Source organism: Aeromonas sp. 97A (assembly GCF_051919185.1).
In the GTDB taxonomy this organism is placed as follows: Bacteria; Pseudomonadota; Gammaproteobacteria; order Enterobacterales; family Aeromonadaceae; genus Aeromonas; species Aeromonas veronii.
Genome location: NZ_JBQBFF010000001.1, coordinates 1,141,686 through 1,155,339 on the forward strand (window position 1 = coordinate 1,141,686; position 13,654 = coordinate 1,155,339).

General features: G+C 58.1%; 11 protein-coding genes and 1 tRNA gene. 7 read left to right on the plus strand and 5 right to left on the minus strand.

What is annotated here, in order from left to right; genetic code table 11:
• The first annotated feature begins 5 nt into the window (after positions 1-5).
• Positions 6-602, plus strand: coding sequence for a DUF922 domain-containing protein (locus ACTG27_RS05155; protein WP_075115073.1), 597 nt, complete (start codon positions 6-8; stop codon positions 600-602).
• 95 nt (positions 603-697) lie between these two features.
• Here ACTG27_RS05155 and mnmC read toward each other — a convergent pair whose 3' ends face one another.
• Entirely contained in the window at positions 698-2,716 is a 2,019-nt protein-coding gene (gene mnmC / locus ACTG27_RS05160) for a bifunctional tRNA (5-methylaminomethyl-2-thiouridine)(34)-methyltransferase MnmD/FAD-dependent 5-carboxymethylaminomethyl-2-thiouridine(34) oxidoreductase MnmC (protein WP_439979227.1), read from the minus strand.
• A 90-nt stretch (positions 2,717-2,806) separates the two neighbouring features.
• Here mnmC and fabB point away from each other — a divergent pair, with 90 nt between their 5' ends.
• Entirely contained in the window at positions 2,807-4,018 is a 1,212-nt protein-coding gene (gene fabB, locus ACTG27_RS05165; protein WP_100645761.1) for a beta-ketoacyl-ACP synthase I, read from the plus strand.
• Between the two features lie 299 nt (positions 4,019-4,317).
• Here the strand turns inward: fabB and ACTG27_RS05170 are convergent, their stop codons facing one another.
• Positions 4,318-6,003 carry an aspartate:alanine antiporter gene (locus ACTG27_RS05170; RefSeq protein ID WP_005336899.1) on the minus strand — a complete coding sequence of 562 codons (1,686 nt, stop codon included), beginning with the start codon at positions 6,001-6,003 and terminating at the stop codon, positions 4,318-4,320.
• A 137-nt stretch (positions 6,004-6,140) separates the two neighbouring features.
• Between ACTG27_RS05170 and ACTG27_RS05175 the strand changes: the two genes are divergently transcribed.
• Positions 6,141-6,305 (plus strand): hypothetical protein, encoded by a 165-nt coding sequence (locus tag ACTG27_RS05175; RefSeq protein WP_013723682.1) that lies wholly within the window; start codon positions 6,141-6,143, stop codon positions 6,303-6,305.
• Positions 6,306-6,776: 471 nt separating this feature from the next.
• On the opposite strand, the gene ACTG27_RS05180 is transcribed toward ACTG27_RS05175, so the two are convergent.
• Positions 6,777-6,852 (minus strand) — tRNA-Asn (locus ACTG27_RS05180).
• Between the two features lie 133 nt (positions 6,853-6,985).
• Here ACTG27_RS05180 and uvrB point away from each other — a divergent pair.
• From uvrB to ACTG27_RS05195, 3 genes are all read left to right on the plus strand, one after another.
• Positions 6,986-8,998, plus strand: coding sequence for an excinuclease ABC subunit UvrB (uvrB, locus tag ACTG27_RS05185; RefSeq protein WP_019445830.1), 2,013 nt, complete (start codon positions 6,986-6,988; stop codon positions 8,996-8,998).
• On the plus strand, positions 8,995-9,252 hold the full coding sequence (locus tag ACTG27_RS05190) for a YkvA family protein (protein WP_439979228.1): 258 nt from the start codon (positions 8,995-8,997) through the stop codon (positions 9,250-9,252). Before uvrB ends, ACTG27_RS05190 begins: the two co-directional genes overlap by 4 nt.
• A 179-nt stretch (positions 9,253-9,431) precedes the next feature.
• Entirely contained in the window at positions 9,432-10,079 is a 648-nt protein-coding gene (locus tag ACTG27_RS05195; RefSeq protein ID WP_019445832.1) for a DedA family protein, read from the plus strand.
• Positions 10,080-10,157: 78 nt separating this feature from the next.
• Here the strand turns inward: ACTG27_RS05195 and dsbB are convergent, their stop codons facing one another.
• Both dsbB and nhaB read right to left on the minus strand, forming a co-directional pair.
• On the minus strand, positions 10,158-10,679 hold the full coding sequence (gene dsbB / locus ACTG27_RS05200) for a disulfide bond formation protein DsbB (RefSeq protein ID WP_005336895.1): 522 nt from the start codon (positions 10,677-10,679) through the stop codon (positions 10,158-10,160).
• 98 nt (positions 10,680-10,777) lie between these two features.
• Positions 10,778-12,358 carry a Na(+)/H(+) antiporter NhaB gene (gene nhaB / locus ACTG27_RS05205; RefSeq protein WP_120414355.1) on the minus strand — a complete coding sequence of 527 codons (1,581 nt, stop codon included), beginning with the start codon at positions 12,356-12,358 and terminating at the stop codon, positions 10,778-10,780.
• A 333-nt stretch (positions 12,359-12,691) separates the two neighbouring features.
• Here nhaB and fadR point away from each other — a divergent pair, with 333 nt between their 5' ends.
• On the plus strand, positions 12,692-13,405 hold the full coding sequence (gene fadR / locus ACTG27_RS05210; protein WP_026034983.1) for a fatty acid metabolism transcriptional regulator FadR: 714 nt from the start codon (positions 12,692-12,694) through the stop codon (positions 13,403-13,405).
• Positions 13,406-13,654 lie beyond the last annotated feature (249 nt).

The window sequence follows — 13,654 nt, forward strand, 5'->3', positions numbered from 1 at the left end:
CTGGCATGGTCAGCAAGGTTTATGGAGTAGTGGGGGTCGGGTTGTTGCTGTTGCCCCTGATGAGTCAGGCTCAGCCGAGCCGGCCGCAAGTGGTGCCAGAGTCCCGCATCAATGTCCGTTTTTATGAGGTCAATGCAACCGGTCCGGAGCAGCTTGCCCGGGCGATTGCCCAGAGTGCTCCCAAGGTGAATGGCAAGCCCGTACTCGGCAAGGCGAGTTATCAGGTGGACTGGCAGCTGGATACCGAGCAGTTGCCGGGGCGCTGCCAGCTCAACCGGGTGACGGTGACCACCAACGCCACCGTGTTGCTGCCCCGCTGGCGTCAGAGCGCGAACAGTAACGATCCTGCCCGCCAGCGCTGGGGGCGGCTGCTCTCCAGCATGTTTGACTACGAATCCCGCTTCAAGGAGATGGTGTTGCAGGGGGCCAATCAGGTGGGTGGCGCCATTGCGGGATTACCCGGTCATGCAGATTGTCAGGCGCTGCGCTATGCCGCGTGGGCTGCGGGCAGTGGCGAGCTGAACAAGATTAAGGGACGGCTCGACGGATTCCAGCGTCAGACAGGTTACGGCGAACAGCTCGGGGTGCACTGGCCCAAGTGAGCGCTATCTCAAGACCCAATATCCAGCATCGCACGATTTGATAAATAGAATGGCCGCCCGATGGGCGGCCATTCTATTTGCTTGCAGAGTCTGGTTTAGACCAGCGCCTTGCCTTTGAGCAGCTTGCGTACCCAGTAACGGGCTGGGTGGAGCGTTTCCAGCAGATCGGCGGCCAGCGGCAGGGGATCGCCGCAGATCTCGCTGGCGAGCAGCTCACCACAGAGCGGCGCCGAGCAGAGGCCCCGCGAGCCGAGCGCCCCCAGCACATAGAGGCCGGGGTGAAGGGGGAGTGGCTGGGCGTTGTGCTGATCATGCTGCAGCTGCGCATAGTGATCCGCCAGACCTTGCAATCTGGCCACTGGCCCCACCACCGGAAGGTGATCCCTGCTGGCACAACGCACCCCTACGCGCGCCTCGTTGCCGCTCACATCCACTTCGGCAGGCCAGGTTTGCTCCGGCAGGCAGGCTTGCAACCGCACCTGATTCTGGATTTGCTCCTCGGCACGAAACTCAAGGCTGCTCTGGTTGCGGCCATAACTGGCGCCGATGCAGTGTTGATCGTTGTGCATCGGCGTGAGGTAGCCATCGTAGCAGAGCACTGTGCTGAGCTGACGCAAGCTGGCCGTGGTCGGCACATGGCTCACCTGACCGCGCACCGGATAGAGCGGCAGTTCGGCAAAGGGGAGCAATGCTGGCAACTGGTGACCGGCAGCGACCACCAGATTGGGGGCCTGCCAGTGGCGGCCATCCTGGCTTTCTACTTGCCAGCCATCGGCCTGCTCGGCAATGGCGCTTACTTGGGTGTGGTACTCCACCTGCAGCAGACCACTGGCTTGTGCTTCTTTGATTGCAGCGCGGGTGAGATCCACAGGGCAGAGCCAGCCCCCCAGCGGGTAACTGACGCCGCTGTGGCCGCAGGGCAGGCCAACCACCTGCTCTACCTCTGCTGTAGAGAGGGGATGCATTAGTTCGGACGGGAAGGGGCCCTGACTCATCTTGGCCAGCTTGGCTGCCGATTTGTCGTCATAACCGAGCTGGGTTACCCCGCACAGTGCAAAAGCGATGGGATGACGCTCGGCCAACGCCAGCAGCCGTTGGTGGGCATAGCCAAAAGCGAGCGAATAGAAGCGTGACAGTGCATCGTGCTCGCCGTTAAGCAGCGGATAAAGCGCCCCCTGGCGATTGCCTGAGGCGCCGGTAGCCGGTTCGCCATCTGCGCACAGCAACGTCACCTTGCGACCCCGCTCCACCAGAGAGAGCGCCGTCATGGCCGAGGCGATGCCGCCGCCGATGATCACCACCTCGCCAGCGCGTCCGGCAGGACGGGCATACCAGGGGACTATGGTCTGCTGCGGCTGCTTGTCGGTGCGATCCCCCACCAGCATCTCCCGCTTGCTACCGTGGCCCTTCACCTTCTTCATGGCAAAACCGGCGGCAATCAGGCCACGACGGACAAAACCGGCACAGGTAAAGGTGGCGATGGAGCAATCGGGACGGGCGAGGCGAGCGAGAGCATCAAACAGCTCCTGTGTCCACATCTCCGGGTTTTTGGCCGGGGAGAAACCATCCAGATACCAGGCATCCACCAGACCTTCTGCTTGGTGAGGCACCTGCGGCAGCATATCCTTGATATCGCCAAACCAGAGATCGAGGCGAATGCGGCCACCCGCAAAATGCAGGCGGTGGCAACCGGAAACCGGCAGCGGCCATTGGGCGATAAGATCCTGACTCAAGTGGCCAAGTTCAGGCCAGGCGGACAATGCCTTGCGCAGATCGTCTTGGGTCAGGGGGTATTTCTCGAAACTGATGAAGTGCAGACGGGAGCCGTTGCCGGATTGAGGCGCCTGTTCCAGGAAGGCTTGCATTGTCGCCAGAAAGTTAAGGCCTGTGCCGAAACCTGTTTCACCTATCACGAAACTGTCACTATCGTGGTGCGAAAATCGCGCAGGTAGCCGGTTTTGCTGCAAAAAGACGTAGCGGGTTTCACCTAGACCGTTATCATTGGAAAAGTACACATCCCCGAAGTCACTGGAGACAGGAGTTCCCGCTTCATTCCAGTCCAATCGGGCATGATGTAAGGATGTTTGACTCACGTTTTCCTCGGCTCGCGTCACAAAATCGCGGGCATTCTACGTGAAAGCAGACCAGTTTGGCAGCCGAAAGCGGGTAGAATTGGCGCCAGTTTTTCCAGACGAGATGAATTAATGAGAAGAGCAGTGATCACCGGTATCGGCGTCATCTCCAGTATCGGCAACAACAAGGAAGAAGTGCTGGCCTCCCTGAAAGCAGGTAAATCCGGCATCACCTATTCCGAGCAGTTCGAGCAGCACAACCTGCGCAGCCGTGTCTGGGGTAACATCAAACTCGATCCGTCTGAACTGATCGACCGTAAAGTCATGCGTTTCATGGGCGACGCTGCGGCCTACGCCTACCTCTCCATGCAGCAGGCCATTGAAGATGCCGGTCTGGCGGAAGATCAGGTCTCCAACGAGCGTACCGGCCTGGTGGTCGGTTCAGGTGGTGCCTCCGGCAAGAACACCTCGGAATCTGTGGACATCGCCCGTGAGAAAGGGGTCAAGCGTGTGGGCCCTTACATGGTGCCGCGCACCATGTCTTCCACCACCTCTGCTTGCCTCGCGACCCCGTTCCAGATCAAGGGTGTCAACTACTCCATCAGCTCCGCCTGTGCCACCTCTGCGCACTGCATCGGTCACGCACTTGAGCTGATCCAGCTTGGCAAACAGGATGTGGTCTTCGCCGGTGGCGGTGAAGAGCTGGACTGGTCCTCTACCATCCAGTTTGACGCCATGGGCGCCCTCTCCACCAAGTACAACGACACGCCGGAAAAAGCGTCCCGTACCTATGATGCGAACCGCGATGGTTTCGTTATCTCCGGTGGCGGCGGCATTCTGGTGATCGAAGAGCTGGAACATGCGCTGGCCCGTGGTGCTCACATCTATGCCGAGTTGACCGGTTATGGTGCCACCTCCGATGGTTACGACATGGTTGCACCGAGCGGTGAAGGCGCGGTGCGTTGCATGAAGATGGCGATGCAGGGTGTGGGCAAGGTTGACTACATCAACACCCACGGCACCTCCACTCCGGTCGGTGATACCAAAGAGCTGGAAGCTATCCAGACGCTGTTTGGCGCCAACGGTCCCAAGATTTCTGCCACCAAGGCGATGACCGGTCATGCGCTGGGCGCTGCGGGCGTGCACGAGGCTGTCTACTCCCTGCTGATGATGGAACACGGCTTTATCGCCCCCAGCATCAACATCGAGACTCTGGACGAGAAGGCTGAAGGTCTGCCCATCGTGCGTGAGTACGAAGCGGCCGAACTCAACACCGTCATGTCCAACAGCTTCGGCTTTGGCGGTACCAACGCCTCCCTGGTGTTCAGCAAGTTCAAAGGCTGATATCCAATTGATGTGAAAAAAGCGCCTCAGGGCGCTTTTTTTGTCTTCGGGATCTGCCATCACTCATTGCAGAGCAGAGCAGAGCAGAGCAGAGCAGAGCAGAGCAGAGCAGAGCAGAGCAGAGCAGAGCATCGGCCATTGTGGAATAGGAAGAGTGGGTTAGTGGCAGATTTCAGCGCAGATGGTGGGGGGAGGTAACGCCACACCAATGAACCTGATCTACATCTCTCTAGCGGGGCAGATAGCAAGAAGGGAGCCTGAGGCTCCCTTCTTTGTTAGCGGTAATGTGATGGTACTGGCTAGAACCAGAAGCCGATGATAAAGGAGCCCGCCAGGGTCAGCATCACGTTGGCCACCGCATAGGTACCGGCATATCCGAGCGCCGGAATGGAGCTGTTGGCTGCCTCGTTGACCACATCCATCGCCGGGGCACAAGTACGGGCACCTGTGATGGCACCGAGCAGCAGCGCCGGGTTCATCTTGAGCACCCAGACCCCGAACAGATAGCCTACCAGCACCGGCAAGGTGGTCACCAGCATGCCGGAGAAGAGCACTACCGTACCTACCTCGCTGAGGTGGTCGAGGATGCCGCCACCGGCTTTCAGGCCCGTGCTCACCATAAAGACCGCCAGACCGAGATCCTTGGCCAATCTGAGCGCGCCGGGCGGCACATAGCCGACCGTCGGGTGGTTGGCCCGCAGGTAACCCATCAGAATGCCTGCCAGCAGCAGGCCGACGGCGTTGCCGAGACCGAATTCGATCTGACCGAACACCAGCGAAACGGAGCCGATCAGCAGGCCGAGTACGAAGAAGGTGGTGAAGGCCACCAGATCCGTGGTCTGGCTGTGGATGCTGATAAAGCCGATCTTGTTGGCCAGCAGTTTGACCCGCTGCTTCTCGCCGCTGATCTGCAACACGTCGCCCTTTTGCAGCATGATGTTGCGATCGAACGGCATCTCGATCTGGGAGCGCACTACCCGGTTGAGGAAGCACCCTTTCTCGGTGAGGTTGAGCTCCACCAGATGGCGGCCGACCACTGAGTCGTTTTTCACCACAATCTCTTCGGTGACGATCTGCAGGTCAAGCAGGTTGCGATCAAACACCTCTTTACCGTTGCGGTAGTTGACGTCCAGCTTCTCGTGGCTCTCGGGATAGCCCACCAGGGCGATTTCGTCCCCTTCCTGAATAACGGCATCGCCATCGGGGCTGGCCAGAATGCCGTTACGGCGGATCCGCTCTACATAGCAGCCGGTATGGGGATAGATGCCGGTCTCCCGCAGGGTACGGCCACCGATCCAGGCTGCCAGCTCGGGGCCCACCCGATAGGCGCGGATGATGGGCAGATAGGTCTTGCGACTCTCGCTGTCGGAGAGCCCCCGCTCACGGGCGATTTTTTGCGCCTCGGTATTGAGGTCGAGCCGTGCCAGCGAGGGGAGGTAGCGCACCACCAGCATCAGACCCACCAGACCCACAAGATAGGTCAGGGCGTAGCCGATGCCCATGTTGTCTAGCACCGCCTGCATATCGGTCTGATGGGGCAGGTTGAGCAGACCGCTGCGCAGGGCATCCTGGGCACCCACCAGCGCCGGGGTCGAGGTGAGGGAACCCGCCAGGATCCCCGCCGCCATGCCCGGCCCCAGATTAAAGAACTTGGCCAGCCCCACCGTCAGCAGCAGGGCGGTTAGCAAGATCACCAGGGTCAGGGTGATGTAGTGGATGCCGTCGCGCAGGAAGACGCTGAAGAAGTGAGGGCCCGCCTCGATCCCCACACAGAAGATGAACAGCATAAAGCCTACGTTTTCAGTGGTGGCTGCAAATTCGAAGCCCATCTGGCCGAACAGCAGGGCGGTAAACAGCACACCTATGGTGTTGCCAATCTGAAAGTTGCCAATTCGCACCTTGCCCAGCAGCAGGCCGAAGGCCAATACCACGAACAGCAGCAGGGAGTCGCTTTGATGTAGCAGTGTCACGAAATCTATGGTCATGCCCGGAAAAACCGAGGAAAAAAGTGGGGTCGATATTGTGCCGGATCTATCCCCAATAAAGAAGCGCAAGGGAGCGATTAATCGGACGTTATCGGACGCTATTTGTGGAACCTGCGGCGTGATAGGGAGACAAGCGGATGAAATCTGGCAATTTTTGCTGTAACTGTCGTTGTCAATTAGTGAAATCTGCTGCCCGCGACCGAAGTGCTCTGGCGCAGGCCGATATTTTAGATTCTGCTGTCCGGCCGCTTGGCGGGGATCAGTTTCAGCAGATTCAACCGATGGCCGCCATGGTTGGCTGAGGGTCAAATCAGCTTGATATTTGCCCGTTCGCCCACGGGAAAAGGGTTGGCAAAAAGATACCTCTGAAAAGTGCCAATAGAGCCTGTCACCCCGCTGTTCCTGAGGGGGCAAAAAAACAGCATAAAATCAGGTTGGCCAGCAAAATGACTCTTCGCCGGGGGCCATCAAGGGCAATCCCGCGTCCTGACAGGGCTTGCTGCACTTACCCACAGAATCTGTGGATAACCCTGTTTATGAAACTTGTTCATCGCCCTGAAAGCCGCGCCAGTACTGGGGTGCAAGGGCTGTTCAAAAAATACCGGAAGAAAAATGTTTGTATAAAAATCAAATAGTTAGGTGCAACAGGAGAAAACTCTGTCGAGCCGGAACGGGTAACAAAAGGGAGCGTCAGCAGCAAGAAGGATCTTGTGCATTAAAATTGGCAGGAGAGGGCACTAAAGTGGATAACTTGCACCGAGATGGTGAGGAATTGGCTCCCCCGACTGGACTTGAACCAGTGACATACGGATTAACAGTCCGCCGTTCTACCGACTGAACTACGGGGGAACATCAGGCAAGGAGGAGCATCATACAGAAGGTGTCCGAGGTGGTCAAGCCATTCGCGGGATGATGGCGCGGGTGTACCGCTGCCAAACCCTCGGTTACACTGCTCCTCTGCTGTTTTGTGTCGGGAGTGTTCATGAGCAAATTGTTCAAGTTAGCCAGCCAGTTTCAACCCGCCGGGGATCAACCCACGGCGATTGCCCAACTGCTGGATGGCATCGAGTCGGGGCTGGCCCATCAGACCCTGCTCGGGGTGACCGGTTCGGGCAAGACCTTCACCATGGCCAACGTCATCGCCACCCTGAACCGCCCAACCATGATCCTAGCTCCCAACAAGACCCTGGCCGCCCAGCTCTATGGCGAGATGAAGGAGTTCTTCCCCGACAATGCGGTGGAGTATTTCGTCTCCTACTACGACTACTACCAGCCCGAAGCCTATGTGCCGACCACCGACACCTTTATAGAGAAGGATGCCTCGATCAACGATCACATCGAGCAGATGCGATTGTCGGCCACCAAGGCACTACTGGAGCGGCGCGATGTGGTGATCGTCGCCTCGGTGTCGGCCATCTATGGTCTGGGGGATCCCCAAGCTTATCTGAGTATGATGCTGCATCTCAAAGTGGGGGATGTGATCAACCAGCGGGATATCCTGCGCCGTCTCGCCGAGCTGCAGTACACCCGTAACGACATGGCGTTTCAACGCGGTACTTTCCGGGTGCGCGGTGAAGTGATCGACATCTACCCTGCCGAATCGGACAAGCTGGCCCTGCGGGTAGAGCTGTTTGATGAAGAGGTGGAGCGCCTCTCCCAGTTCGATCCTCTGACCGGCGCCATCGAGCAGACGGTAGTGCGCTACACCATCTACCCCAAGACTCACTACGCCACCCCGCGCGAGACCATTCTGGGGGCTATCGAGCATATCAAGGAGGAGCTGCGCAGCCGCCGCGAGCAGCTGTTGTCCCTCAACAAGCTGGTTGAAGAGCAGCGCATCAGCCAGCGTACCCAGTTCGACATGGAGATGATGCAGGAGCTGGGTTACTGCTCCGGCATCGAGAACTACAGCCGCTACCTCTCCGGCCGTGCGCCGGGGGAGCCGCCGCCCACCCTGTTTGACTACCTGCCGGGGGACGGTCTGCTCATCATCGATGAGTCCCACGTCACGGTGCCGCAGATTGGCGCCATGTTCAAAGGGGACCGCTCCCGCAAGGAGACCCTGGTGGAGTACGGCTTCCGGCTCCCCTCGGCGCTGGACAACCGGCCGCTCAAGTTCGACGAATTTGAAGCGCTGATGCCGCAGACGGTGTTTGTTTCGGCGACTCCCGGCCCCTACGAGCTGGAGAAGTCCGGCGGCGATGTGGTGCAGCAGGTTGTGCGCCCAACCGGCCTGCTCGATCCGGAGATCGAGGTGCGTCCGGTGACCACGCAGGTGGACGATCTGCTCTCCGAGATCCGCAAGCGGGTCGCCGTCGAAGAGCGGGTGCTGGTCACGACCCTGACCAAGCGTATGGCGGAAGACTTGACCGAGTATCTGGCTGAGCACGACGTCAAGGTGCGCTACCTCCACTCCGATATTGATACGGTCGAACGGGTGGAGATCATCCGCGATCTGCGCCTTGGCAAGTTCGATGTGCTGGTGGGTATCAATCTGCTGCGGGAAGGCCTCGACATGCCGGAGGTGTCGCTGGTGGCGATTCTGGATGCGGATAAAGAGGGCTTCCTGCGCTCGACCCGCTCGCTGATCCAGACCATCGGCCGGGCGGCGCGTAACCTCAACGGCAAGGTCATTCTCTACGGCGATACCATCACCAACTCGATGAAGGTAGCCATTGAGGAGACCGAGCGGCGCCGCGCCTTGCAGCATGCCCATAACCTCAAGCATGGGATCACCCCCAAAGGGCTCAACAAATCCATTGGCGATGTGATGGACATGGGGGGCAGCCGCACGGCAGGCAAACCAGGCAAGGGGATGCGCAAGGCAGCCGAGCCGCAAGGGGAATACCATGTCCGCTCAGCCAGCGAGATTGCCAAAGAGATCAAGCGGATGGAGGAGCAGATGTTCCAGCATGCCCGGGATCTGGAGTTCGAACAGGCGGCGGCACTGCGGGATCAGATCCAGCGGCTGCGCAGCGAGTTGATCGAATCATGAGCCGTAAACGCTGGCTGATTTGGCAACGACTTCGTCGTCTCTATCAGGGCTTTCGCCATCCCGGTACCCCCTGGTGGACGAGGGGACTGGTGATCCTTATCCTGCTCTATGGCATCAGTCCGGTGGATCTTATCCCTGACGTGGTGCCCTTGCTGGGTTGGTTCGATGATGTGACCCTGCTGCTGGTGTTGCTATGGGGCTGGGAGCGTTGTCTTCCCCCAGCAGTGCGCAGCGAGCTGGAACAGGCCTCCTAGTTCACCTTTTCAACACCACGCTCGACATCACTCTTTGTGTTCCCACCCTCGACGGAAGCGGAAAAACGGTTTCATTTGAAGGTGGGCGCTGCGGGATGAAAAAGAGGCATGCCCGGTGATTGTCGCCCGGATGGCATTGGCGTAGACTCCACGCCGTTCACTTTATGGGTATGGAAAAAATGGATCTGATCCTCTTTGCAATCGACTTTATTCTGCACGTTGACGTGCATTTGAAAGAGCTGTTCGAGAACTATGGCGTCTGGGTTTACGCCATCCTGTTTCTGATCATCTTCTGTGAAACCGGGTTGGTAGTGACGCCGTTCCTGCCGGGTGACTCCCTGCTGTTTGCCGCCGGTGCGCTTACCGTGGGCAGTGTGCTGGACGTCCACACCCTGGCGGTCGTGCTGATCATCGCAGCTGTGCTGGGCAACGTGGTCAACTACACCATTGGTCACTTCTTCGGCGAGCAGCTGTTCCGCAACCCGGACTCCAAAATCTTCCGCCGGGATTATCTGGAGAAGACCCACGCCTTCTATGCCAAGCATGGTGGCAAGACCATCATCATCACCCGCTTCCTGCCTATCGTGCGTACCTTTGCGCCGTTCGTGGCAGGGATGGGGGCCATGACCTATCCGCGCTTCCTGGCGTTCAACCTGGTTGGCGGTCTGCTGTGGGTACTCTCCTTCGTCTATGCCGGCCACTTCTTTGGCAATCTGCCGGTGGTGCGTCATAACTTTACCCTGCTGATCTTCGGCATCATCGGCATCTCCCTGTTGCCCATGGTGATTGGTGCGGTCAAGGCCAAGATGAGCACTGCCAAGGCGTAACCAGAAATAGGGTCAGCCAGAACGAGAAAGGGGGAGCCATCATGGCTCCCCCTTTTTATCTCCACGCGGGCATGACACTCAGTTGCAGCAGCGCCCTTTCACCAGATTGCCGATGGCCACTACGGTGAAGACCAACAGGTAAGCGGCGAAGATGACGACCAGCCACTGGGGCATGGAGTAACCGAAGAACTGCCAGGTGATCTGGGCACAATCCCCTTCCGGCATAAAGAGCCAGGGGAGCCACTGATCGAGCGGAGCCCAGCTCGGGAAGTCGGCAAACGGGCTGCAGACGTTGAACGGGGAGGGGTTAACCTGATAGTCCACATGCTTGAGGGCCAGCTGGAAGCCGCGGAAGGCACTGTAGCCCCACAGCAACATGGCACTCCAGCGAACATACCACTTATCCGGCGCCACCATGCCGAGCAGACCGGCGGCCAGCACACCCAGGGTCGCCAACCGTTCGTAAACACACATTACGCACGGGGAGAGGCCCAGCACATGCTGGAAGAAGAGGGCACACAACTCGAGGAACAGGGCTGATGCTGCCAACAAGCCCCAGGCCAGCCGATGGGCGGCGATACGGCGGAGAAACTCGATCATCTCATTGATCTCTCAGAAAAAACAGTGGCTGAATTAGAGCAGAGCGGGGCAGAAAAGAAAAGGGCCCTGAAAGGGCCCTCGGAAACCATATCAATGGATTAATGCAGCGCTGGCTGTACCGCTGGCAGCGTACTCTCCATCACCAGCCATCCGTGCTGATAGAACCACTCGGTGGCAGGGCCAAGCAGCAATTCGACAGAGAAAAAGCCGATCAGCCCCAGCACCAATGTGTAGGGCAGCGCCATCCAGACCATGCGGCCATAGGAGAGACGCAGCAGCGGCGCCAATGCCGAAGTGAGCATAAACAGAAAGGCGGCCTGACCATTGGGGGTGGCGACCGACGGCAGGTTGGTACCTGTGTTGATGGCTACCGCCAGCAGATCGAACTGGGCGCGGTCGATGGCACCATTGAGCATGGCCGTCTTCACCTCATTGATGTAGACGGTGCCGACAAAGACGTTGTCACTGACCATGGAAAGCACCCCGTTGGCCAGATAGAAGAGGGCCAGCTGGTTCTCCGGTTTGGCTGCCAGTACCAGCTGGATCACCGGCTTGAACAGCTGCTGATCGATGATGACGGCGACCACGCTGAAGAAGACCGCCAGCAGGGCTGTGAAGGGGAGTGCCTCCTGGAAGGCTTTACCCAGCGAGTGCTCCTCGGTGATCCCGGTCAGGGAGGTGGCCAGCACGATAACCGAGAGGCCAATCAGGCCAACGGCTGCCAGGTGCATGGCCAGGCCGACAATCAGCCAGACCGCAATCAACGCCTGAACGATCAGCTTGGCCTTGTCTTGCGGGCTGCGTTTTGCCTCTTCGTAGCGATTGTACTCCTCCATGATGGCACGCACCGTGTCCGGCAGGCGTGCACCATAGCCAAACCAGCGGAACTGCTCTACCAGCACGCAGGTCAGCAGACCGCAGATAAAGACGGGGACGGTGACGGGTGACATGCGAATGGCAAATTCGGCGAAGTTCCAGCTGGCTTGTTCGCCGATGATGAGGTTTTGCGGCTCGCCCACCAGGGTGCAGACCCCACCCAGCGCGGTACCGATGGCGGCATGCATCATCAGGCTGCGCAGGAAGGCGCGAAAATCGTCGAGATCCTGGCGATTGAGCTCGGCGACTTCCTTATCATCGGTATGGTCATGGCTGTGACCAAACTCCTTGCCAGACGAGACCTTGTGATAGATGGCATAGAAACCGGTGGCGACGCTGATCACCACGGCAATCACGGTCAGGGCATCGAGAAAAGCTGACAGGAAGGCGGAGACCAGACAGAAGGAGAGGGAGAGCAGGATCTTGGAGCGTACGCCGATCAGCAGCTTGGTGAAGACATAGAGCAGCAGCTGCTTCATGAAATAGATGCCTGCCACCATGAACACCAGCAACAGCAGCACCTCGATATTGGCGACCAGCTCGTGTTTGACCTGATCGGCGGAGGTCATGCCGATCAACACGGCTTCGATCGCGAGCAGACCACCCGGTTGCAGGGGGTAGCATTTGAGGGCCATGGCCAGGGTGAAGATAAACTCAACGACCAGTAACCAGCCCGCAATGAAAGGATCAAGGTGGAAGGCAATCGGATTGATTACCAGAAATAGCAAGATGGCGCTTTTATACCACTGTGGTGCATTGCCCAAGAAGTTCTTGGCGAATGCCTGCCCTAGGCTTATTGGCATGATAATGGGTCTCAACTTTGTTGTTAGGATCTGCTTCTATGCAGTCAAGGATGATTCGACCTGTGCCTCCGGATGTTGGCCTTTATCTGTCTGATTCCTCGTGATTTTAATCAAAAAGCGTGACGATTATAAATGATAGCCGATGGATCTCTGCCCATGTGTCTGTTTTATAACCACCTTGTCGGGGTTGGCTGGCTCCCCTGCGGCGATTAGATACATATTCCCAACACTATATTTGCCATATGTGAGCAGAGGACTGACCTTATGCTTGCCAGCCATCATCGCTTTGATATCATTCGTCAGCCTTTTTACGCATTACAACAGAGTCAATTCATGGTTATAAAAGCGCAGAGCCCAGCTGGGTTTGCCGAGGAATACATCATCGAGTCCATCTGGAACAATCGCTTTCCTCCCGGATCTATTCTGCCCGCCGAGCGTGAATTATCCGAGTTGATCGGGGTGACGCGGACGACCTTGCGCGAAGTGCTGCAGCGACTGGCCCGTGATGGCTGGTTGACCATACAGCATGGCAAGCCGACCAAGGTGAACAATTTCTGGGAAACCTCCGGCCTCAATATTCTGGAGACGTTGGCTCGTCTGGATCAGGACAAGGTACCTGATCTGATAGCTCAGCTGCTCTCCGCCCGTACCCATATCTGCACCATCTTTATCCGCGGGGCGATCCGTCACAATCCGGAACAGGCCGCCGAGATCCTGCGTGGCGCCGATGGGGTCGAGAACAACGCACAGGCTTATGCCGAGTTCGATTATCGCCTGCACCACCAGCTGGCGTTTGCTTCCGGCAATCCGATCTATGCTTTGATCCTGAACGGTTTCAAAGGGTTGTACAGCCGGGTCGGCAGCTACTACTTCTCCGACAAGCAGGCTCGCGAGACCGCAGATGCCTACTACAAGACCCTGCTCAATCTGGCGGAGACCAAGAACCACGAAGCCGTGTTCATGACGGTGCGTCAGTACGGTATCGAGTCCGGCAAGCTGTGGACCCGCCTGCGTCAGGACATGCCAAGCGATCTGTGCGACAACTGATCCCTTGCCTGTGCTGTCCAAGAAACGCGCCATCCGGCGCGTTTTTTTATTCTGCTGTGTTTGTGTCTATCCTTGACTGGCGGTGGTAATTGCTTGAACTGCATGGATATTTGGCCAAAAAGCTTGATCCAGCGCAAATGAACCCTGCATTTATCACTTTGGTGGCATAGGACCCAACCGCTGATTGAGGTCAAATGGAGGCATCAAGAGCGGAGCCAATATCCGCCAGAAGGAACACACCTTTCACCG